The sequence below is a fragment of the Aedoeadaptatus ivorii genome (assembly GCF_030815095.1).
Lineage (GTDB): Bacteria > Bacillota > Clostridia > Tissierellales > Peptoniphilaceae > Aedoeadaptatus > Aedoeadaptatus ivorii.
On record NZ_JAUSWF010000009.1, the window covers coordinates 38,834 to 59,970 of the forward strand.

Below are 21,137 nucleotides of genomic sequence, written 5' to 3' on the forward strand. Positions count from 1 at the left end.
CATTACAGTTTTTCAGCAACCCTGAGCTTGGCCGAATGTGCCCGGTTGTTTGTGGCCAATTCGGCGTCGTCGGCGACGACGGGTTTGCGGGTGACGATGCGAATCTCTCTCTTTTTATTGCAGGTACAGATCGGTTGCCTGGGCGGACAGATGCAGTCCTGATGCAGATACTTAAAGGTGTTTTTTACGATCCGGTCTTCTAATGAGTGGAACGTGATAATGGCGAGGCGCCCCTTCGGCTTGAGCCGATCGACCATCATGGGAATGGCTTCTTCGAGCACTTCCAACTCCCGATTCACGGCGATTCGAAGGGCCTGAAAACTCTTCTTCGCCGGATGTCCGCCATCTCTTCGCACTTTAGCGGGGATCGCCTTTTTGATGATCTCGACCAATCGAAAGGTCGTATCGATCGGCTGGATATTGCGTTCGCTTACGATAAATTCCGCAATGCGCTTTGCCCAGCGCTCCTCTCCGTAACGGAGGAGAATATCCGTGATTTCATCGGCAGAATAGCGGTTCACGATGTCATAGGCGCGAATGTCGCCATCGCCGTCCATGCGCATATCCAAAGGACCGTCGAAACGATAGCTGAACCCGCGCTCCGGCGTATCGAATTGGTGGGAGCTTACGCCGATGTCCAAGAGGATTCCGTCGACGCGGTCTATGCCGTTTTCATCGAGGATCGCATCCATATGTACAAAATTTCCCTTCGCCAGCACAAAGCGATCCGAAATGGCGGACAATCTCTTCTCCGCGGCCGCCAGTGCCGCATCGTCCTGGTCGATTCCCACCAAAAGGCCGTCCTCGAGACGACGCAGAATTTCGCTGCTGTGGCCGCCGCCGCCCACCGTACCGTCTACGTATATGCCGCCGGGGCGAATTTGAAGATGCTCTATTACCTGCTCGTGCAGTACCGGTATATGACTGAAATCCATAACCCCTCCTATATGCCGAGATCCGCCAATTGCTGTGCGATTTGATCGTAAGAAAGGGATTCGTCCTCGTTGTAGGCATCCCACAACGCTTCGGACCATATTTCCATGCGCGTTCCCACGCCGATAATCACCGATTTTTGCTGCAAATCGGCATAGTGTATCAGATTTTGCGGAATCCGCACTCTTCCCTGCTTGTCCAATTCTCCGTCACAGGCGCCGGAGAAGAAATACCGTACAAAAGCGCGGGCGTTTTTGTGGGTCAGGGGCAGCTGTTTCAGCTTTTCTTCCATGCGCTTCCACTCGTCCAGGGGAAACAGAAAAATACACTGATCCAATCCCTTGGTCATGACAAAGCCCTCGGCCAAGCCGTCGCGAAATTTCGCCGGCATGACCAAGCGCCCCTTGGGATCGATATTGTGCTTTGCCTCCCCGAAAAACATATTTCCCCCAAAACAAACCCTTATGAACCACTTTGCCCCACTTACCTATATTCTACACCATTCAGTGCCTATTTCAAGCGGTTTTCGGCATTTTCGACAATAAAAAAACCGCCGATATTTCGGCGGTTCGCAAATTTCGTTTAGGATGGCTTTTTGTCAATCAGTCGGTAGTCGCCTCCGTCTTTTTTCTTGGACGCCACATAGAGGATCGCCAACCCGAAGAGAATTCCCAGAATGCTGACGAGTTGGGCGGTACGCAATGGCCCGATATACAGGCTGTCCGTGCGTATCCCTTCGATACAAAAGCGGCCGATGCCGTACAGGATCAAATACCACGCGGCGAGTTGCCCGCGAAATTTTCTTCGCTTCGCGAGCACAAAAAAGAGAAACAGAAAAATTCCCACGTCCAAGATGGATTCATACAAAAATGTGGGATGCACCATCTCGCCCCCCACCTGAATCGCCCAAGGCAGATCGGTGGGGCCGCCGTGGGCCTCTCCGTTCATAAAGTTGCCCCAGCGGCCGATGCCCTGTGCGAGCACCACGCCGGGCGCGAGCATATCTAAAAAGTCCCAAAACGACTGCTTCCTCTTGCGAGCGAAAAACCACGCCACGAGCATACCCGCGAGTATGCCGCCGTGGATGGCGAGCCCCCCGTTTCGGATGGCGAGGATTTCTGCGGGGTATTGTCCGTAGTATTCCCACTCAAACAACACATAATAGAGCCGTGCGCCCAGAATGCCCAAAGGCAATGCGTACAGGGCATAGTCGACGACGGATTCTTTGGGGATCGCGGGATTTTTTTGGATCAAATTTTCCGCCACCCATACGGCGAGTACCGCGCCCAAGGCGATCAGTATGCCGTACCAGCGCACGTCCAGTCCGAAGAGGCGAAATGCGACAGGATCCATTTTACGCCTCTTCGACGATGGCGACGGATTTGGAGGCGCCGATACGCGATGCACCGGCTTCGATCATGGCGAGGGCGCTCTTGCGGTCGCGAATGCCGCCGCTCGCCTTTACCCCCATAGACTCGCCCACGGCTTCGCGCATAAGCCGCACGTCTTCGACGGTGGCACCCGCTTCGGAAAATCCCGTAGAGGTCTTTACAAAGTCCAAACCCGCTTCTTTCGCCAGAGCACAGGCCGCGCGCTTCTCATCGTCGGTCAAAAGACAGGTTTCGAGGATCACCTTTACGACCACATGTCCCACCGCTTCTTTTACGCCGCGCATATCTTTGAGTACCGCTTCGTGATCGCCATCTTTTAATGCGCCGATATTGAGGACCATATCCACCTCTTCGGCGCCGTTTTCGACGGCTTCTTTCGCCTCAAACGCCTTGGCCTTTGCGGTCGTCGCCCCTAAGGGAAAGCCGATCACGGTGCAGACCTTTACATCGGTACCGGCGAGCATTTCGGCCGCCATGGAGACCCAATAGGGGTTTAGGCAGACGGATGCGAAACCGTACTTCTTCGCTTCTTCTATGGTGTTTACGACCGCCGCCTTATTGGCGTCCGGTCCCAAAATCGTATGGTCGATATATCTATTCAATTCCATTGTCCGTTCCTTTCACAAAACCCATTGCCGATAACAGCGCCATCGCCACGATCATAACGGCGCCGATGCGTAGCACCATGCCGGAAAAAAAGTTCTCCGGCAGCATTTGAATCATCAGATCCGTTTGGGGATCCATCAGCCACAATTCATTGGAAAATACCAGGCGATGAAACAAAAACCACGCCCGATGAAAATTCACAGCGATCGCCGCCGCCAGTAGCGCGAATACGGCGATCCAGATCCAGGCGGCACGTCCCACCGCACGCATACTCCCGCGGATGCCATAGCGCTTCTTGAGCCTATAGGCGCCCCAAACGACGATACATACGCCCGCGGCGGAGAGTCGAGCCATCCATTGAAAGAGACCGTATACGTCTTTCATATGGACGACTTCTTCCGCCGAGAAATACGGCGCGATTTGCTTCTCTTCGCCGGTACGCAAATAGGCGCGCAGGCCGTCCGATATTTCGTCGAGTCGCGTGAAGGAAAGACCCGTTACGCAATCGATCCGGTTTTTGCGCATTTGCGCGGCATAATAGTCCGCATCTTGGCTCTGTATATAGGTAGCCAGGCTGAAACACAAAAAAATGCACAGCCCGGCTACGAGCAGGGAGAGAAATTTTTTCATTTATGCTTCTTCTGCATTCTCCCAGTTATGATACACTTCCTGCACGTCGTCGTTAGACTCCAATTGTTCGATCAACTTGGTCATCTTGGCGCGATCTTCTTCGCTGTCGAGCGCCGTGGTGGTTTGGGGAATAAAGGTGATTTCGGAGATTACGAACTCATATCCCTTTTCCTCGAGGTGGTTACGCACCTTGTGATATTCCTCCGGCGCGGTGGTAATCTCGATCCCTTCGTCGATCACGGTCACATCTTCCGCGCCGGCTTCGATGGCATCCATCATGACCGCATCGGGATCGATTCCCTCGTCCGTGGCGATGCCCAACTGCCCTTTGCGGTCGAACAGAAACGATACCGAGCCGTTGGTGCCCAAATTGCCGCCGTTTTTGTCGAAGGCGTGGCGCACATCCGGCGCCGTGCGATTGCGATTGTCGGTTAAGCATTCCACCAATACGGCGATGCCGGAAGGACCATAGCCTTCGTAGGTGACGGCTTCAAAGTCCGCGCCGTCGTCACCGCCCGCTGCCTTTTTGATGGCGCGATCGATATTGTCGTTGGGCATATTTTCCGCCTTCGCCTTGTCAATCGCCGCTTTCAACGCCGCGTTATACGCCGGGTCGTCGCCGCCTTCTCGCGCCGCCACGGTGATGTTTCGGGAAAGCTTGGTAAAAATCTTTCCGCGCTTTGCGTCTTCTTTGCCTTTTTTATTTTTAATATTATGCCATTTTGAATGTCCTGCCATAGCTACCTCTCTTTCATTCGGTCCATTATTCTATCATATTCTTTTCTTATTTACCAAACTTCGGAGGCAAAACCCGCTTGTGAGCGCTGATCTTATGCAGGTGGTCGATCTTGTCGCGGTGTTCGCCGCGATAGTCCTCGCGGATCACCGCGTCGAGCTCTTTGTAGCTGAAGCCCATCTCCAACTCGTCGGTCTGCCCTTCATAGAGGCCCGCCGTTGGCTTCTTCTTCAGTACGACTTCAGGCAAGCCAAGCGCCTCGCCCAGTGCAAAGACCTCTTCTTTTACAAAGTCCACGAGGGGCATCAGATCGCAAGCGGAGTCGCCGAATTTGGTGAAGTAACCCACATAGTATTCGCTGGCGTTGGAGGAGCCGCTCACCAAATAATTGCGGTCCTGCCCATAATAGTAGAGGGTACTCATGCGCAGACGCGGCTTGAGGTTCGCCTTCGCCATGGTATTTTCACTTACAAAAGATGCGTCGAGGATGGCGTGATAGGCCGCACTCAGATCGACCTTTTCGATTTTCAGATCCAGCGCTTCGGCCACGAGCAATGCGTCGATTTCATCTTGGGGATGGGAGTCGATAGGCATAATGATTCCCAATGCGTCGTCTCCGAAGGCGCGTTTGGCAATGCCTGCGATCACCGCGGAATCGATTCCTCCACTCAAGCCGAATACGATGCCCTTTGCGTGCGCATCGCCCACTACTTTCTGCATCCATGTTACCAATGCGTCGATGGTTTCTTTCATAAGGACCTCCTAATCCGTGGTTTGTTTGTATTTTTGTTTATTATACAATAAAAATCCGTCTCTGACAGGCCTTTCGGTGGCCTTCTTCTCGACGATATAGACGTCGCCTGCCGTAAGATCCGTCAGCTTCTCGAGCAGTGCGTCCTCGTTCTCTGCGAGCAGCGTCGTCGAAAGCGCCACCTGATCGGTAAATTCCGCATCAAAAACCGGGTATCCGTACTGCATCAAAAAGTTTTCCAGCGCCCCGTGAAAGGTGTAGTCGTAGCGAATCCGCAGATCCAATGCCGCGTGCATTTCCACGACCACCGCCTCCTCAACCGCAAGGGAGGCGGCGGTAGAGTAGGCGCGGATCAGGCCGCCCGCTCCCAGTAAGGTGCCCCCGAAGTAGCGGGTGACGACGCAGACCACATTTTCCAGACCGTTTCTCTTGAGGACTTCGAGTATGGGCGGCCCGGCGGTCTTCTGGGGCTCGCCGTCGTCGTCGTATTTTTGCACGATGCCGCCCGCCCCCACGATATAGGCGCTACAGTGATGGCGGGCGTCTGGGTATGCTTTTCGCATATGCGCAATCACCGCCTCCGCCTCTTCTTTGGAACGAACATGAGAGACATATCCCAAAAACTCGGACTTTTTCTCCTCCAATCGACTGTGCCCTTCTCGCAATACGGTCTTATACATAGCGCCTCCGTATCTGTCTTTCGTAGCGGGGTAAGTAGCTCTTGGGAAGCGTCGTCGTAATCGCCACCCCTTCGTGGTCGTAGTCGAATTGCTCGACGGGGAACCGCGCCTTGATCTCTTCTACGCGGTGCATTTCGTCAAAACCGAAGTGCAGCTCCACCTTGGCAAATCCCCCTTCGATCTTTTCTTGCAGGGCATCGAAGAAATAGTCGAAGTCCGCATCGAATTTGACGGAACCGTAGAGCACCGTATCCTCTGCCGGCAAAAACGGGAGTCTGCCCGCTTCCATCTTGTCCCGCTTGTTTACGAACAAAATCGAAGGCGTCGCGCTCACTTCGAGATCCCGAAGGATCTTTCGGGTCGTCTTATACTGCATTTCGGCATTTTCTCCGGATCCGTCGATGACGTGTACGATAAGATCCGCATCCTTTAATTCTTCGAGCGTCGTATAAAAAGATTCGATCAGGGCGGTGGGAAGATTGGAAATAAAACCCACCGTGTCGGTGACGAATACACTCAAGCCGTCTTTAAGCCGAATGCGCCGCGTGTCGGGATCCAACGATGCAAAGGGCATATCCTCCACAAAGACCGGTTTTCCCGACGAGGCGCCGTCTTTGAGTAGGCGATTCATAATCGACGATTTTCCCGCATTGGTATAGCCTACCAAGGCGATAGAAGGGATTTTGGACGACAGGCGGTCCTTTCTCCCGGTGTTTCGGATCTTTTTGGCCCGGGCCAGGCGCTTTTTGGTGCGGGTGATGTCCGCGCGAATGCGCCTGCGATCGATCTCGAGTTTTTGTTCCCCGGGCCCGCGGGTGCCGATCCCGCCGCCCAATCTCGAATAGTTCCGCTTGCCGATCAAATGGTTTTTTCCGTATTCCAACTGCGCCAGATAGACCTGTAGCTTTCCCACATCGGTCTTCGCCCGGGCGGCAAAAATATCCAAGACGACGGCGGTGCGGTCCAAGACATCCGTCTCGAGAATCTTTTCGATCTCGCGCATCTGCACGCCGCTGAGTTCTTGGTCGAAGACCACCAGATCGACATCTTCCGCTCTGACGAAGTCCTTCAATTCCTCGAGCTTTCCCTTGCCCATTAGCGTCGACGGGTGGTAGGACCGCACGTTTTGGGTCATTTCCGCCACCACATTGCCGCCGGCGACTTCGACCAGGGCGTTCAGCTCCTTCAGACTTTCCTCGTTAAATTCGTTTTCATCGTCCCAAACGGCGACCGTTACCACCGATTCCGGACGACCTCCGCGATGTTCTATTCTGTTCACACAGTACCTCCTTTCATAAATATACACAATCCGAAGCTACTGCGCAACAGAGCCGCTGTGCTATAATTGGAGAAAGGAGGATGTGTATGGGTGGAATAAAACATTTGTCCCGCGGCGACAAGGCGAAGCTTTTCCTGCTTCTTCTCGTCGCGCTCTTCGTGTTAATCGCGGGATCGATCGGCGCCTGGATGCTCTCTATCCTGAAAAAGGCACCGGAAACCGACTTTACAAAGGTGACGACGGCGATCGCGCAGACCTCTGTGATTTACGACGCCGAGGGCGAAGTGATTGACGAGGTGGATCCTTCGGTCTTCAGCAACTATGTGCCGCTCTCGGCGGTGCCAAAAGATGTACGGAATGCCTTTTTGGCGACGGAAGACCGCAGTTTTTATAGCCACAAGGGACTCGACGGACGGCAACTTTTTGCCAGTCTTGCGACAAATCTAAAGCAAGGCAGAATCGTCCGCGGCGGATCGACCATTACCCAACAGCTGGTAAAAAATCTCTATCTGAGTACCGAGCAATCCGTCGACCGCAAAGTCACCGAGGCCTATTTGACCCTCGCCATCGAGGAAGCACTTCCCAAAGAAAAGATCCTCGAAGCCTATCTCAACCGCATCGATCTGGGCATGGGCGCCCAGGGGATCGACGCCGCGGCGCGGGCGTATTTTTCCAAGGCGCCCAAGGATTTGACCCTCGAAGAAGGGGCGCTCCTCGCCGGCATCGTAAAGAGCCCTTCAAAATACCAGCCGCTGAAGCGAATTCCCGAAGAGAACGTAAAAGATGAAACCCCCTTGGCGGTGCGCACCATCGCCGGGGAACGGTATGTACTGGTGGAAAACCCTCACGCCCTGGCACGTCAAAAGGTCGTGCTCGCCGCCATGGAAAGCGCCGGATACATAGACGCGAAGACGCGTGCCCGCGCTGAAAACAGGAATTTGGCCTTTCGGCCGCAAGAAGACGCCGAATCGCCTTACACTTCATATGTGGCCGATGCCATAAGCGAAGAGGCCGAAGCGCATATCGCCCAGGCACTGCGGCTGACGCGCGAGGAGGCGGAGAAAAAAGTCCGAGAAGGCGGCCTCAAAATCTACTCGACCATACAACCGGATATGCAACATAAGCTCGAAGCCCTGTACGATCAATTCCCCGATCTGGTGCGATCGGGTGCAGACAAGGGCGCAAATTTTGTCGACTTCAGCACCGATACCGAAGGCAATATCGTCGATGAAGCCGGAAAAATCCTCTACCTTTCCCACGACGACCTGTTTTTAGACGATGGTTCGTTGCGCCTTACAAAAGAGGCTTTTTCCCGCGCCGGCGGCGACCTACTTCTCTCCGGACGCTACTTCTCTTTCGACGACGGCATACTCACGCTCAAACCTTCCTATTATCTCGACGGCGATGGCAATCTCTGTACCGTATCCCGCATCACCACCGCCTTTGAAGAAGAAGACGTACAAAGCGGAAGCGACTACCGCATCTCCGCCAAAGCGCTCAAAAAATACGGCGACAAGATCGCCATCGACGACGAAGAATGCATTCTCTCCGGCGAACTCTTTCTCGCCTCGGAAAATATTAATGTGCAGCCCCAATCCGCCGCGATCATCATCGACAACAAAGACGGATCCGTCGGCGCCTTCGTCGGCGGAAACGACGTCACCGATCCCGCCAGAAAGCGCTATAACCACCTCTTCGGCAAACGGCAACCGGGCTCGGTGTTTATGCCCCTCTCTACCTATCTGACGGCGCTGTGCCGAAAGGACACTCTGGCGACGGCCTACGACGACATACCCATGTATGTAGACGGGCTGATTTGGCCCGAAGGCCGTAAATTCCGCGGCAATACGATCTTCGCCGAGGCCTTGGAGCAAGGCAGAAAATCGGTAAGCGGCAAGCTCCTCGAAAAATACGGTTACGACAATACCCTCAAAACCCTAAAGACTCTGGGTCTCTATGCCGATAGCGAAGACGACGACATCGTCACGCCCCAGGAATCGGCGAACCGCCACGACTTTACCTTCGATGCCATGGCATCGGGCAATTTGGTGAATGGCACGAATCTTATGCATATGACCGGCGCCTATGCAAAAATCGCCTCTTCTAATACGGGCAATATTCATATGGTGCAAAAGATCACCGATGCTTCGGGAGAAGTGCTCTATGAAGCAAAGGTAAAAAAATCGGAATTTCCGCGAAAGGCGGACGTGCTCTTGCGCTACGCCCTCGGCTCCACCGATGTGGCAAAGCGGCTTGGCGCCAAGGGCTATGATGCCTTTGCGGTGCTCGGAAGCAACAAATACAATGCGGATTACTTTGCCCTCGGCGCGACCCCCGGCTACACCTGCGGCCTGTGGCTCGGCAACGATCTGCAAAAGCTCGCGCTTACAAAAAATGACGCCGTCGTCTCGGACTTTTACGCCAAGCTCTACGATATCCCGAATGATAAGAGCACTTGGGAGCTGCCGAAAAACTTAGAGAAGAAAGAAGTGAGCGACCGCACCGGCCTTTTGGCCTCCGCCTACGCCCGCCGCGCCAAGTCGATCGTCAGCTTGCCGTTTTTGCCCAATACCGCACCCACCGAAGTCACCGAGCGCTATACGCGCAAGTTGATTTGTGCGGTCTCCGGCGAACTCGCCTCCACCTACTGCCCCTACGAAACCATCACCTACGGGTATTACTACGCCCGTCCCGACGGCTATAAGCCCGAAGACTTCGACGGCATCGTCCCCGAAGACTTCTATGCCGGACCGCGGCGCTACTGCACGGTGCATACCAAGGAATGGTATATGCAAGAGCAAGAGCGCATCCGCCAAGAGCTCGAAGAACAAAGGCGGCAGGAAGAGGAAGAAAACGAAGGCGATGACGAGGACGACGACAACAATACCTACAATCGTCAACAGAGCCAAAAACAAAACAATCGAAAGCGCAATTAGGATCGCGATGGATTTTACGAGTGAAAAGCGCGTGTTTCGGGTAAATAAATTGCATATACCCGAAATACGAAGGAGGTTCGCAATATGAAATTGAAGAAGCTCATTAAGTTTTTCGCCTTTGCCAAAGGCATCTCGCTGCTTTCTCGAAGACCCGTTCGCAAAAGAACCGGTGGCCTATTGAAGAAATATCTTGCCTGGAAATATCTGCGCAGACGCTAAAAAATCCCCGCTTTGACGGGGATTTTTTATGCAAGAAACATATTCTCAAGGAGCAAGAGATTGGTGAGACTCCCTACGCCGCCGGGCACCGGCGTCACATATTCGACGATCTTTTCTACCGCTTCGGTATCGACATCGCCGGTCATTTTTCCATTTTCGTCAAAAGCGATGCCGCAGTCGACAATCCACTGCCCTTCCCGGACAAAACGCTCGTCGATCCAACGGGACTTGCCCGTGGCATAGACCACGAGATCCGCCCTTTTCGCCTCTTCTTCCAGATTTCGCGTGCGGGAATGGGCGATGGTAACGGTGGCGTTCTTATCGAGGAGCATCATCGCCAAAGGCTTGCCGATCACCATAGAGCGATTGACGATAAGCGCCCGCTTTCCTTCCAAAGGTCCCATGGCCTCTGCAATCGCCAGGGCGCTTTTTGCCGTAGCGGGATATAGCACACCGCCCCCCGCATACACCTTGCGCTGGTTGTCCGGATGCAAGCAGTCGATATCCTTTTCGATTGCGACGGCGGCATCCACTGCGCCGGAATCGACGGTATCGGGAAGGGGATGGAAGACGAGAATGCCCCCGACGGCGGGGTTTTCGTTGTCCCGGCGAATCCCTTCGAGCAATGCCTCTGTCTCTACGTCCTCGGGGTAGCAGTGTACGTCCACGTCGATCCCCGCCGATTGCGCCGATTTCTTGAGTCCGCGCTCATAGGCGAGATCCGGCTGATTCTCGCCCACTCTATGAATACTCAGTATATAGCCTTTTTCCTCATTTCTCGCCGCTCTTGCTTTCTCTTTTAAGGAAGCGAGAATCTCTTCACGCAGTTCTGTTACGCCAAAACGCATATACGACCTCCTCTATTTCGGTAATAAAAAAGAGAACGGATTGTACCGTTCTCTCGTAATGTTATTTTACAGTACCCGCGTCGCGTTGACAAATCGGGAGCTATAATATTTTTCGCTCAACTTATTGGTTCTTACCTTTGCACTGCCGCTGGAGGCGTGGATAAACACGTCGTTTCCGATATAGATGCCCACGTGGCTTACGCCCTTACCGGAGGTGTTGAAGAATACCAAATCGCCGGGTTGCAATTGGTCTTTGCTGACCTGCTTGCCGACCTGAGATTGCGCGGAAGAGGTTCTGGGAAGGGAAAGACCCATTTCCTTTACATAGATAGAATATACCAAACCGGAGCAGTCATAGCCCTTGCCGCCGGTGGCGCCCCACACATAGGGGGAACCCATCTTCGCATAGGCGGAATCGACGACACATTGTGCCTTTTCGCCGTCTACTTGGGGAACATCGGCCGCTACGGCTGCCGCTTGGGCGCCGTCCGCTTTTTGTGCGGGCGCTTGTTCCTGAATGGTGGCTTGTTGTTTGGGGGCGATGCCGTTTTCACCGAAATCTAAGTAATTGGGATCGATTTGGAAATCCTTGCCTTCATCGTTTAAGAGGATGAAAAGGCCGTCCTTATAAGAAACTACGCGGACTTCCTGCTCTTTTTTCAGGCTATAAGTACCGTTGCTGTTTTCAAGGATCAAATCTTGTTTTACTTTTGCCGGGGTCACATAGGGACCTTCTTGGGCTTCGATGAACTCTTTGGGTACGGATCCGAACAGGCCGTCGGAGGTGTTTACCGCTACGGTGTTGGGATAGTGTTTTACCGTTTCCAAAGTCTCTCCGATAAAGAGATTGCGGACGATCTTTCCGTTGCGACGGAGGATCGCGTTCTTTTTGACTACATAGTGTTGGGGTTCGCCTTCGGTAACGAGGATTTTTTGTTTCGGTACTGTTACCTTTGCCTTGCCCTTTTGAACCACATATCCCTTATCGTTGGTTTCTACGATATTTGCCGCTTCTTCTACGGCGAAGCTCAATTTGCTGCCACTATATAGAGTTGTCGTGTGATCTTGTACGAATATTCCGGTGTCTCTCAGGCCTACCACGGAGACCAATGCCAATGCTGCGGTTCCGATGGTAAGCTTTAACTTCAAATTCATGAAAAAGTACACTCCTTACTCTCAAAATCCGCCGAAGCGGCGGAAAATCTTCTAAATTAGACATTTCTTAATGATCTTTGGAAATTATAACACAGAAGGTTACAGAATGTAACTATTTTCGGGGTCTTTTGTGTTACTTCTTTGTTACGTTTGTGTTTCAGTTCGTGATACAAATCACGAATTCGCCGGGATTTGCCGTATACCCTATAAATGCTATAATGTAGGAAGGAAACTGACGACCGGAGGTGATGGGTTTTGGAATACGAAACAAGTTATGACGAACTGATGGAACGGATCAAAGAGATCATCCGCGCGGGCGATGTGACAAAGACCCGAACGATCTACGAAGAGTACCACGCCGTCGACATCGACGAAGTGCTGGAAGATATGGAGGCGTCCGAACTTCAGTATTTTCTCTTTATGCTCGACCCGGAAATGGTGGCGGATCTGATGGAAAATGCCGAAGACGATCTGCAGATCCGTATGACCAATTTTTACTCGACCAAAGAGTTGATCGAGATCTTCAGCTATATGAGCAATGCGGACGTCGCCGACCTTTTGGGGTTGATGGGCACCAAGCGCCGCAAAGATCTGCTGAATTATATGAAGAAAAGCGACTCCAACACGCTACAAATGATCCTCTCTTACGACGAGGAGAGCGCGGGCGGGGTTATGACGACAGAGTTTTTGTCGCTGAAACAAACCCTTTCGGTGGGCGAGGCGTTACTTAAGATCAAAGAAATCGCACCGACTACAGAAATTATCGAGTCGATCTTTATTACCGACAATCTGCACCGACTGGTGGGAATCGTCGATTTAAGAGACATCTTGGTGGCGGCCGGCTTTACGCCCCTCTCGGATCTGATCCAGGACCATCCGTTTTTTATCTATGCGGATCAAGACCAGGAAGATGCCGCCAATTTAATCTACAAATACGATCTGAAGTACCTCCCCGTCGTCAACAAAAATATGGCGATCCTGGGGATTATCACCAGTGAAGATATTATCGAGGTCATGGAACAGGAACACAGTGAGGACATTCTCGCCATGAGCGGGGTCTCCAAAGACGAGGAATACGACTCGAATTTCTTTGAATCCATCAAGAGTCGCCTCCCTTGGCTTGTAATCAATCTGTTTACCGCCTTTATGGCCTCGGCGGTCGTCAGTATGTTTGAATCCACCATCAGCCAAGTGGTCGCCCTCGCCGCTGCCATGCCCATCGTCACGGGAATGGGCGGAAACGCCGGCAACCAGGCGCTTTCTATCGTTCTGACGAGCATCGCGCGCGACGAAATGGAATTAAAAGAAGATTTTCCGTTGGTGTTGAAGGAAATCGGCCTCGGCCTTTTCGACGGCGCCATGATCGGATTGTTGGCGGGCATAGTGCTATATTTTAAGTATTATAATTTCTTTTTGAGCTTTATTATCTTTGCCGCCATGATCCTCAACATGATTATCGCCGGCATCGTAGGCTTTTTGCTGCCCCTCCTCTTCGATCACTTCGAGATCGACCCGGCGATCTCCTCCCCCATATTTCTGACGACGTGTACGGATATCTTTGGATTCTTTATCTTCTTGGGATTAGCGACGACGCTGCTTCCCAAATTGATTTAACGAAAAAAAGACCCTTTGCAAGAACTGCAAAAGGTCTTTTTATATGCCCAAAATTCGATCGATCGCCGCCATGTCGACAGAGGATTCCACCAGATCCGCCAGTTTTTCGTATTGGCTCTCTTTGTAGGCGGCATAATCGCTGAGACTCTCTTTTTGAGAAATCCCCTTTTGTGCCTGAAGGGGCGCCAATAGAGATTCCGTAATCCCTTCGTCTTCAAAGGCGCCGTGGCGATCGAAGGTCGCGACCACAGCGTCCGCATTCGACGCATCGTGCGCCGCGTTCTCGTTCCACAAATCGAATCCTTCCAATCCGCCGCTCGCGCCATCCCCTTTTACATATTTTCCCAACAAATCCTTGCCTTCGGCCACGGCGACGAGCTTTCCGCCCGTTGCCGCATATTTCAGGACCGCGGCATACAATCCGCTTTCTTTCAGCCACTTCAAATCGCCGTAGGGACGCAGCGTGCCCGGCAAAATCAACAGATCCGGCGCACGAAAATTCCGCAGGCCGTCGATATATCGCAGCGATACATCGGGATGGCGATAAAAAGGCGCGAAATCGGTAAAGTCGGTCATATAGGGCAGCCGCAGCACCGCCACATCGACCGCGCCGCTTCTTATTTCCGCAAGGCTTTCGGATAGCGAATCTTCCGCCTCTATGGTGAAATCGCCGTAGGGTATGACGCCCAAAACCGGCGTTTTTGTGATTTCTTCCAGCGTCTCGAGCCCCGGCATCAGAATCGAGACGTCGCCGCGAAATTTATTCACGACGATGCCCTTCAGTCGCCTGCGCTCTTCTCTGTCGAAGAGCAAATGGGTGCCCGCCACGGCGCCGAACATACCGCCCCGATCGATATCCGCCACCAACAGTGCGTCCATATCCGCCGCCTTGGCGAGGCCCATATTGACGATATCTACCGATTTCAGATTGATCTCCGAAGCGCTCCCCGCCCCTTCGGCGATTACGATGTCGTATTCTTCGCGCAGGCTCTCTAAAGAACGCAGCGCCGCTTTGAAAAACGCCGCTTTTTTCGCGTAGTACGCCCGCGTCGAGAAGCGACCCGCTACGCGGCCGTTTACGATCACCTGGCTCGTGCCCGGCGCCACCGGCTTTAAGAGAATGGGGTTCATGCGGACATCGGGGGCGATCTGTGCCGCCTCCGCCTGTACGATCTGTGCCCGCGCCATTTCCTTGCCGTCTATGATGCCGCTGTTGAGTGCCATATTCTGCGACTTAAAGGGGCATACGCGGTATCCGCGGCGTCGATAGATGCGCATAAGCGCCGTAACGAGGGTGCTTTTTCCGCCGTTAGAAGCCGTGCCCAAAACGATCATCGATCCCATACTCTCGCCTCCTCTAGGGCATGTAACCATCGAGAAAATACCGAGGTATTTCCCGTAAGGTGAAGCTGTGCATAGCCCAAATAGGCATTGGGTTCATGATATCCTCCCACGTGGTTTCTAGCGGAAAGGGGTTTTTGTAACCAAAAATCCTCGCCGCTTTGCGACGATCGGGAATAATGAAACTCGTGTACGCCGATCTGCTCCCCGCGTCGTAAGAGCAGTCCGTCTTTTTGGGCATGCATAGAATAATAGCCGAAATTTTGCAGGCGATCGGTGCTCTCTACCCGGCCCGGAAGGATCGACAGTGTGGGCACGCCGTCGATGGTTTCTTGAAGTGCCGCAAAGCCCCCGCCTTCGGCAATGACGACGCCGCCGGTTTCGTAAAAGGCGCGGATTTCGTCGGCGAGGGTATGTCTGTGGGCGAGCGTCTCGCGATAGAGTTCGGGATAGCCGCCGCCCAGATAGAGCCCCGAAACTTCCTTGGGCAGAGGATCGAGAAGCGGCGAAAAACGCACCCACTCCACCCCCGCCGCCTCGGCTTCTCGCAGGACATCCTCGTAATAGAAACAAAAAGCTGCATCCTGTGCCAGGGCGCAGCGGACGGGTTGCGCAAGCCGCGGGGATATATAGTCGCTTTCGGTCTCGGTCCGTTCGGCGATCAACCACAGCCGCTCCATATCGATATGGGCTTCAAAATCGTCGGCGGCAGCATCTACATAGGCGTCGAAATCCGCCCATTCCTCCGCGCGCATCAGTCCCAAATTCCGCGAAGGCGCTTCGAGTTCCATGCGGGGAATACAGCCCAATAGGGGCAGATCTGCGTGGTCCTCTATAATTTTTTTGTAATAGCCATACATGGAAGGCTTGGTCTTGTTGAGGATCACGCCGGCGATGGTATTTTTCGAAAAATTTCGAAACCCCGCGATTTCCGCCGCGAGGCTCAACCCCTTCCCCGCACCGCTTGTGATTAAAATTACGGGCGTATCGGTCTCTATCGCCATTTCACAGGCGGAGGCGCGTCGACTCGAGCCGATACCGTCGTAAAATCCCATGGCGCCTTCCATAACGACGATGTCGTTTTCTTCCATTTTCGCCAGTAAATGGCGCCGATACGCCGCTTCTGTCAGGATCGAATCGAGATTCATGCCGCGCGCGCCCGCCGCCCGGTGATACATCGGGTCGATATAGTCCGGGCCGATCTTGGCGGAAGCCACGGTATGCCCCCGCCGCACGAGGGCGCGAATCAGGCCGACGGTCAATGTGGTCTTGCCCGCATCGGATGCCGTGGCGGCGAGCAAAATGCGCCGCTTCACGGCCGGCTCCATTGATAGGCGATCCGCTCTGTTCCGTCTCCTACGCGGATCGTGCCGCAATGACGGAATCCGCTCGTCTCGATCAAATTTCGCATGCGGAAATTGTCCCGGTGGGTGTCGATCCGCACCTCCGACAGACCCTTCGAGATGGCAAATGCCTTGATTGCATCCAAGGCCCGTCGTCCAATGCCGTGGCCTTTCTTTGCGGGCGAGACCGCCATGCGGTGTACCGTCAGGTACGGCCGGGCATTGGCCCAGGCCCCGTCGATCACATGATAGGTGGGTTCCTCGCCCAAACAGAGTGCCGCCGTCGCCACAGGATCCTCCCCTTCTTCACAAAATACATAGCAGGCGCCGCGGCAAATATCTGTCCGCAAAGTCTCGCGGCTCGGTTCTTTGCCCTGCCATTGGTCCACGCCGTCTTTCGCGAGGGACTGTTTTGCCCCGTAAATCATTGTCTCTATGATAGAAAGATCCGCCTCCCTCGCTTGCCGCATCGCAAGCGGAGCATCGAGCCGCACGGCAACCGGTCGCGACAGATGCATTTCGGCGCCGTCGATCTTCGTATCCATAGCATAAAGATCTACGCCGGCTTGTTCCGCGCGGCAGAGTGCCGCCGCAAAGGCGGGGTCCGTCTCGTGATTGGGCGAAAAGGCGAACACGCCGTCCGTCTGTATCACAAACCATACCATGGTGCCTTCCCCTTTGGCGGCAATTTGCGTAAGTTCGTCGATATGCCGCGTGCCCCGCAGCGTGGGCGCATCAGGAAAACGAGCCATTCCGTTTTCTTCCAAGGTGACGCCTTTCACCTCGATATAGCCGGCGGCCTCCCCCCCTACAACGTAAAAGTCGAATCGACTCGTGCCTTTTTTAACCTCTCGCCGATAGGACCGCACCTTGCCGAAGCCCTTCAGCACGGGCGCGGCGTCGAGATACTCCGCCACCAGGTGATTCGCGGCGGCGGAATGAATATGAAACCACCGGTCGTCCTTTTCTACGGCGATCAGACTATATTCGGTTTTTCTCGTCTTTGTCTGTGCCGCTTTGGCGAGCAATACGCGGCGCCGGGGCACCAGGAGTTCTCGCAGGCGACCGGTATTGGGGACGTGCACGCGGATGGGCACCTCGCCCAGCTCTACCCAAGCAATAAAGCGATTTTCCCGTTTTAGAAAAATCGCTTCTTCGACAATCTCGTATTTCATTTATCGTCCTTCCTTCTGTCTTTTCCTCCGAAAATGGCGAATCAAAAACAGGATGCCCGCCACGACGAGGATCGCGGCGATGACGTATTTGTAGTAATCCAGATATTTTAATATGCTGTGCCAGTTCTCGCCTGCTTTTAGGCCCGCGAATGTGAGAATGCAGTTCCAAAGGAAAGACCCCAGGGCCGTGAGCACGGTAAAGGAAAAGAGATGCATCTTCACCATACCCGCCGGAATGGAAATCAGACTTCGGATGATCGGCACACAGCGGCCGAATAGCACGAGGATTTTCCCCTTTTCCTCGAACTTTTCGACCACCATGGTGATCTCCTGTAACTTAAAGCCCAACTTTCGCATCCAACCGCGTTCGGCGGAGGCATATATTTTTTCGGCGGGCACGAGTTTTCCGATGCCGTAGAGAATAAAGGCCCCCGCCACCGATCCCGCCGTGGCGGCGAGTACGGTGGGGAAAAAACCCAGGGCGCCGGTGCCGACGAAAAATCCCCCGAACAAGAGAATCACTTCCGAGGGAATGGGTGGAAATACATTCTCGATAAAGATCAGGGCAAATACGGCGAAATAGCCATAGGACTCGATCGCCGAAGTCATCATTTGTTCCAAAGCGCTCCTCCTATTGCATGGCCTTTAGCTTATTGGTCAGCATTTCGTTGGCCATCTGCGGATTGGCTTTGCCGCGGCTCTTTTTCATAACCTGCCCCACCAAAAATCCGACGACGCGGTCCTTCCCGTTTAAGAACTGCTGTACGGACTCGGGGTTTTCCACGAGCACCTCTTCGACAATGCCTTCGATCGCCGAAGCGTCTCCGATCTGGGTGAGCCCTTCCGCTTCGATGATATCGGCGGGCTTTTTGCCCTCTTCGCACATAATGCGGAAGACCTTTTTCCCGGCATTGTTGTTGATCTTCTTATCGCGAATCTGTGTTAGTAGATAGGCAAAATCTTCGGCAGAAAATGCGACCTCTACCTCTCCATCTTCTGAAATGGCGATGCGGCGCAGAAACTCGGTCATAAACCAGTTCGAGAGCATCTCGTAATCGTCGAATTTCTCGGCGACGGCCTCATAAAAATCCGCCACCGCCTGAGAACCGCAGATGACCTTGGCATCATAGCTTTTGAGCCCGTAGGTATCGATAAAGCGCTGTACCTTGACGTCGGGAAGCTCTGCCATGCCGCTTTGTACCTCGCGGATCCACGCCTCGTCGATATACAGAGGACCCAGATCTCCTTCCGGCGCAAAGCGATAGTCGTTTGCCGTATACTTCACCCGCATAACGACGGTCTCGCTTTTCGCATCGTCCCAGCGACGGGTGGCGCGGTGTTCTTTTTCAGCCTTTTCCATCAGCGCCTTTTGCCGTGCGACTTCGTAGTCGATCGCCTTTTCTACGGCGCGGAAGGAGTTTAAGTTCTTTACCTCGGAAATGGCACTGCGCTCGCCGCTCTCTTCGTCTTTGATGTTGACATTCACATCACAGCGCAAAGAGCCCTCTTCCATCTTGACGTCGCTTACGCCGAGATAGCGCAGGGTATTGCGGAGCTTTTCCAAGAAGAGACGCGCCTCTTCTCCCCCGGTGAGATCCGGTTCCGTGACGATTTCCACCAAGGGAACGCCCGCCCGGTTGTAGTCCATCAGGGTCATCCCCTCTTCGGTATGCAGGCTCTTGCCGGTATCTTCTTCCAACTGAATCTGCGCGATCCCGATCTTTCGCGTCATACCCTCGTGTTCCACCTCGATATAGCCGTCTTTGGCGACGGTGGCATCGGTTTGGGTGATTTGGTAGCCCTTCGTAAGGTCCGGATAGAAATAATTTTTTCGGTAAAATGTACTCTTGGGTTGAATGTCCATGTGAAACGCCGTGGCGATCTCGATGGCGCGATCCACCGCGCCCTTATTTAAGACCGGCGTCGCGCCGGGAAGCCCCAAACAAACCGGGCACACACAGGTGTTCGGTTCTCGGCCGTAGGCGTTTTCGCAGCCGCAAAACGCCTTGGTCGCCGTCGAGAGTTCTACGTGGATTTCCAACCCCACTATTGTCTTGTAAGCCATCAGATATTGCCCTCCAATTCTTTTGCGGTCGCCAATGCCTGGTGATCTTCTCCCTTTCTCGGTATAATCTGCACGCCGAAGGGCAGTCCGTTTTCACGATGCACCGGCACGCTGATGCCCGCGGTGCCGATGAGATTTACCGGCACCGTAAACAGGTCGAGCATATAGATCTCGACGGGCGACAAGTCCTTGTCGACGGGCACGGCGACGGTGGGAGAGGTGGGACAGAGGATAATGTCGTGGTCCTTAAATACCTCTTCGAATTCGACGATCATGCAGTGGCGCATTTCCAACGATTTGTCGAAGTATTCCTTGGAATGGTCCATGCTCATGATGTAGGAGCCGATCATAATGCGGCGCTTGACTTCTTCGCCGAAGCCTTCGCTGCGGGTCTTGATATACAATTCCTCGAGCGAATCGTACTCCTCTGCCCGGTAGCCGTAGCGAATGCCGTCGAAACGACTCATATTGGGGGCGATTTCGCCATTTACGAGGATATGATAGATCGAGATGGCGAGCGCCAAGCTTTCGATGGGGACATATTCCACCACGGCGCCTTGTTCGCGCATATATTCTACCGTGCGGGCAAATCCTTCGCGCACTTCGTCTTGCACATCGAAGGTCTTAAAGATCTCGGGGATGCCCACGCGCAGGTCCTTTAAGGGCACCGCGTCTTTCATGGCATCGAGTCCCAACGTCGCATTGCCGATACAGGTCGCATCGCGCGCGTCAAAGCCCTCGAGGATGTCGAGCACATAGGCGGTATCGTCTACGGTCTTTGCTAGCACGCCGACCTGATCGAAGGTATTCGCCATGGCGGAGACCCCATAGCGGGAGATGCTGCCGTGGGAAGGCTTCATGCCGACGAGGCCGCAGAAGGCGGCGGGTTGGCGTACGGAGCCGCCCGTATCGGTGCCCAGGCTTACAGAACAGAAGCCCGCCGCCACCGACGCAGCGCTGCCGCCGGAACTGCCGCCGGATACGCGGCTGCGGTCGACGGGGTTTCGGGTGACGCCGAAATACGAAGTCTCGGTGGAAGATCCCATGGCAAACTCGTCGAGATTTACCTTGCCGATCAAAATCGCATCTTCTTTCTTCAATTTGTCGACGACCACCGCGTCATAGGGCGCGACGAAATCGGCGAGCATTTTGGAGGCACAGGTCATCTTTACGCCTTTGACGGCGATATTGTCTTTGATCGAGACGACGATCCCCGCCATCTTGCCCAAAGACTCGCCCCGATCGCGCCGTTCGTCGAGTTCTCTCGCCTTTTCGAGGGCCGAATCTTCCATTACGGTGATAAAGGCGTTGATTTCGTCGTCTTCCTTCTTAATATTTTCTAGATAGGCCTGTACCAATTCCACGCAGTCGATATCGCCCGAGAGAAACTTTTCGCGCGTTTCGAGTGCGCTCAAATCTGTCAGCTTCATATATC

At 53.8% G+C, this 21,137-nt stretch carries 20 protein-coding genes; 3 read left to right on the top strand and 17 right to left on the bottom strand.

The genetic code is table 11. The annotated features are described in order from the left end of the window. Positions 1-2: 2 nt before the first annotated feature. The 9 genes from rsmH to hflX all read right to left on the bottom strand — a co-directional run bounded on the left by rsmH (position 3) and on the right by hflX (position 7,006). Positions 3-935, bottom strand: a complete 933-nt coding sequence (gene rsmH, locus QO008_RS07020) for a 16S rRNA (cytosine(1402)-N(4))-methyltransferase RsmH (protein WP_126465528.1) — start codon at positions 933-935, stop codon at positions 3-5. A gap of 8 nt (positions 936-943) precedes the next feature. Further along, the gene (gene mraZ / locus QO008_RS07025; RefSeq protein ID WP_126465529.1) at positions 944-1,375 is read right to left on the bottom strand and encodes a division/cell wall cluster transcriptional repressor MraZ; all 432 of its coding nucleotides are present in this window, start codon (positions 1,373-1,375) and stop codon (positions 944-946) included. A 140-nt stretch (positions 1,376-1,515) separates the two neighbouring features. Continuing rightward, complete coding sequence (gene lgt, locus QO008_RS07030) at positions 1,516-2,286, bottom strand: prolipoprotein diacylglyceryl transferase (protein WP_307385367.1); 771 nt, start codon at positions 2,284-2,286, stop codon at positions 1,516-1,518. Between the two features lies 1 nt (position 2,287). Continuing rightward, positions 2,288-2,932, bottom strand: a complete 645-nt coding sequence (gene deoC, locus QO008_RS07035; protein ID WP_307385369.1) for a deoxyribose-phosphate aldolase — start codon at positions 2,930-2,932, stop codon at positions 2,288-2,290. After that, complete coding sequence (locus QO008_RS07040) at positions 2,919-3,560, bottom strand: TIGR01906 family membrane protein (protein WP_307385370.1); 642 nt, start codon at positions 3,558-3,560, stop codon at positions 2,919-2,921. Before QO008_RS07040 ends, deoC begins: the two co-directional genes overlap by 14 nt. After that, complete coding sequence (locus tag QO008_RS07045; RefSeq protein WP_126465533.1) at positions 3,561-4,298, bottom strand: YebC/PmpR family DNA-binding transcriptional regulator; 738 nt, start codon at positions 4,296-4,298, stop codon at positions 3,561-3,563. A gap of 46 nt (positions 4,299-4,344) precedes the next feature. Then, complete coding sequence (nadE, locus tag QO008_RS07050; protein WP_307385372.1) at positions 4,345-5,049, bottom strand: NAD(+) synthase; 705 nt, start codon at positions 5,047-5,049, stop codon at positions 4,345-4,347. Positions 5,050-5,058: 9 nt separating this feature from the next. Then, positions 5,059-5,727, bottom strand: a complete 669-nt coding sequence (locus tag QO008_RS07055) for a YigZ family protein (RefSeq protein WP_307385374.1) — start codon at positions 5,725-5,727, stop codon at positions 5,059-5,061. After that, positions 5,720-7,006 (bottom strand): GTPase HflX, encoded by a 1,287-nt coding sequence (gene hflX, locus QO008_RS07060; RefSeq protein WP_307385375.1) that lies wholly within the window; start codon positions 7,004-7,006, stop codon positions 5,720-5,722. Before hflX ends, QO008_RS07055 begins: the two co-directional genes overlap by 8 nt. An 86-nt stretch (positions 7,007-7,092) precedes the next feature. Between hflX and QO008_RS07065 the strand changes: the two genes are divergently transcribed. Continuing rightward, a complete protein-coding gene (locus QO008_RS07065; RefSeq protein WP_307385377.1) occupies positions 7,093-9,942 on the top strand; it encodes a transglycosylase domain-containing protein in 2,850 nt (949 codons plus the stop codon). A gap of 84 nt (positions 9,943-10,026) precedes the next feature. Then, entirely contained in the window at positions 10,027-10,161 is a 135-nt protein-coding gene (locus tag QO008_RS07070) for a hypothetical protein (protein ID WP_269471177.1), read from the top strand. Positions 10,162-10,187: 26 nt separating this feature from the next. Here QO008_RS07070 and QO008_RS07075 read toward each other — a convergent pair whose 3' ends face one another. After that, complete coding sequence (locus tag QO008_RS07075; RefSeq protein ID WP_307385381.1) at positions 10,188-11,009, bottom strand: bifunctional 5,10-methylenetetrahydrofolate dehydrogenase/5,10-methenyltetrahydrofolate cyclohydrolase; 822 nt, start codon at positions 11,007-11,009, stop codon at positions 10,188-10,190. A 66-nt stretch (positions 11,010-11,075) separates the two neighbouring features. Next, positions 11,076-12,164 (bottom strand): C40 family peptidase, encoded by a 1,089-nt coding sequence (locus QO008_RS07080; protein WP_307385382.1) that lies wholly within the window; start codon positions 12,162-12,164, stop codon positions 11,076-11,078. 255 nt (positions 12,165-12,419) lie between these two features. Here QO008_RS07080 and mgtE point away from each other — a divergent pair, with 255 nt between their 5' ends. Beyond that, a complete protein-coding gene (gene mgtE, locus QO008_RS07085; protein ID WP_232006452.1) occupies positions 12,420-13,778 on the top strand; it encodes a magnesium transporter in 1,359 nt (452 codons plus the stop codon). Between the two features lie 39 nt (positions 13,779-13,817). Here mgtE and QO008_RS07090 read toward each other — a convergent pair whose 3' ends face one another. The 6 genes from QO008_RS07090 to gatA are packed head-to-tail and all read right to left on the bottom strand — an operon-like array spanning position 13,818 to position 21,132. Continuing rightward, entirely contained in the window at positions 13,818-15,122 is a 1,305-nt protein-coding gene (locus QO008_RS07090; protein WP_307385385.1) for a cobyric acid synthase, read from the bottom strand. Continuing rightward, positions 15,110-16,435 carry a cobyrinate a,c-diamide synthase gene (locus QO008_RS07095; RefSeq protein WP_164715229.1) on the bottom strand — a complete coding sequence of 442 codons (1,326 nt, stop codon included), beginning with the start codon at positions 16,433-16,435 and terminating at the stop codon, positions 15,110-15,112. The genes QO008_RS07090 and QO008_RS07095 overlap by 13 nt, the downstream gene beginning before the upstream one ends. Further along, a complete protein-coding gene (sfsA, locus tag QO008_RS07100) occupies positions 16,432-17,637 on the bottom strand; it encodes a DNA/RNA nuclease SfsA (protein ID WP_307385386.1) in 1,206 nt (401 codons plus the stop codon). The genes QO008_RS07095 and sfsA overlap by 4 nt, the downstream gene beginning before the upstream one ends. Next, the gene (locus tag QO008_RS07105) at positions 17,638-18,249 is read right to left on the bottom strand and encodes a DedA family protein (RefSeq protein ID WP_232006518.1); all 612 of its coding nucleotides are present in this window, start codon (positions 18,247-18,249) and stop codon (positions 17,638-17,640) included. A 19-nt stretch (positions 18,250-18,268) separates the two neighbouring features. Continuing rightward, positions 18,269-19,702 (bottom strand): Asp-tRNA(Asn)/Glu-tRNA(Gln) amidotransferase subunit GatB, encoded by a 1,434-nt coding sequence (gatB, locus tag QO008_RS07110; protein WP_307385388.1) that lies wholly within the window; start codon positions 19,700-19,702, stop codon positions 18,269-18,271. Continuing rightward, on the bottom strand, positions 19,702-21,132 hold the full coding sequence (gene gatA, locus QO008_RS07115; protein ID WP_307385390.1) for an Asp-tRNA(Asn)/Glu-tRNA(Gln) amidotransferase subunit GatA: 1,431 nt from the start codon (positions 21,130-21,132) through the stop codon (positions 19,702-19,704). The genes gatB and gatA overlap by 1 nt, the downstream gene beginning before the upstream one ends. Between the last annotated feature and the right edge of the window lie 5 nt (positions 21,133-21,137).

Coding starts and splice junctions, on each gene's coding strand:
- rsmH (WP_126465528.1), bottom strand. CDS start 935: ATGGATTTCAGTCATATACCGGTACTGCACGAGCAGGTAATAGAGCAT.
- mraZ (WP_126465529.1), bottom strand. CDS start 1,375: ATGTTTTTCGGGGAGGCAAAGCACAATATCGATCCCAAGGGGCGCTTG.
- lgt (WP_307385367.1), bottom strand. CDS start 2,286: ATGGATCCTGTCGCATTTCGCCTCTTCGGACTGGACGTGCGCTGGTAC.
- deoC (WP_307385369.1), bottom strand. CDS start 2,932: ATGGAATTGAATAGATATATCGACCATACGATTTTGGGACCGGACGCC.
- QO008_RS07040 (WP_307385370.1), bottom strand. CDS start 3,560: ATGAAAAAATTTCTCTCCCTGCTCGTAGCCGGGCTGTGCATTTTTTTG.
- QO008_RS07045 (WP_126465533.1), bottom strand. CDS start 4,298: ATGGCAGGACATTCAAAATGGCATAATATTAAAAATAAAAAAGGCAAA.
- nadE (WP_307385372.1), bottom strand. CDS start 5,049: ATGAAAGAAACCATCGACGCATTGGTAACATGGATGCAGAAAGTAGTG.
- QO008_RS07055 (WP_307385374.1), bottom strand. CDS start 5,727: ATGTATAAGACCGTATTGCGAGAAGGGCACAGTCGATTGGAGGAGAAA.
- QO008_RS07065 (WP_307385377.1), top strand. CDS start 7,093: ATGGGTGGAATAAAACATTTGTCCCGCGGCGACAAGGCGAAGCTTTTC.
- QO008_RS07070 (WP_269471177.1), top strand. CDS start 10,027: ATGAAATTGAAGAAGCTCATTAAGTTTTTCGCCTTTGCCAAAGGCATC.
- QO008_RS07075 (WP_307385381.1), bottom strand. CDS start 11,009: ATGCGTTTTGGCGTAACAGAACTGCGTGAAGAGATTCTCGCTTCCTTA.
- QO008_RS07080 (WP_307385382.1), bottom strand. CDS start 12,164: ATGAATTTGAAGTTAAAGCTTACCATCGGAACCGCAGCATTGGCATTG.
- QO008_RS07090 (WP_307385385.1), bottom strand. CDS start 15,122: ATGGGATCGATGATCGTTTTGGGCACGGCTTCTAACGGCGGAAAAAGC.
- sfsA (WP_307385386.1), bottom strand. CDS start 17,637: ATGAAATACGAGATTGTCGAAGAAGCGATTTTTCTAAAACGGGAAAAT.
- QO008_RS07105 (WP_232006518.1), bottom strand. CDS start 18,249: ATGATGACTTCGGCGATCGAGTCCTATGGCTATTTCGCCGTATTTGCC.
- gatB (WP_307385388.1), bottom strand. CDS start 19,702: ATGGCTTACAAGACAATAGTGGGGTTGGAAATCCACGTAGAACTCTCG.
- gatA (WP_307385390.1), bottom strand. CDS start 21,132: ATGAAGCTGACAGATTTGAGCGCACTCGAAACGCGCGAAAAGTTTCTC.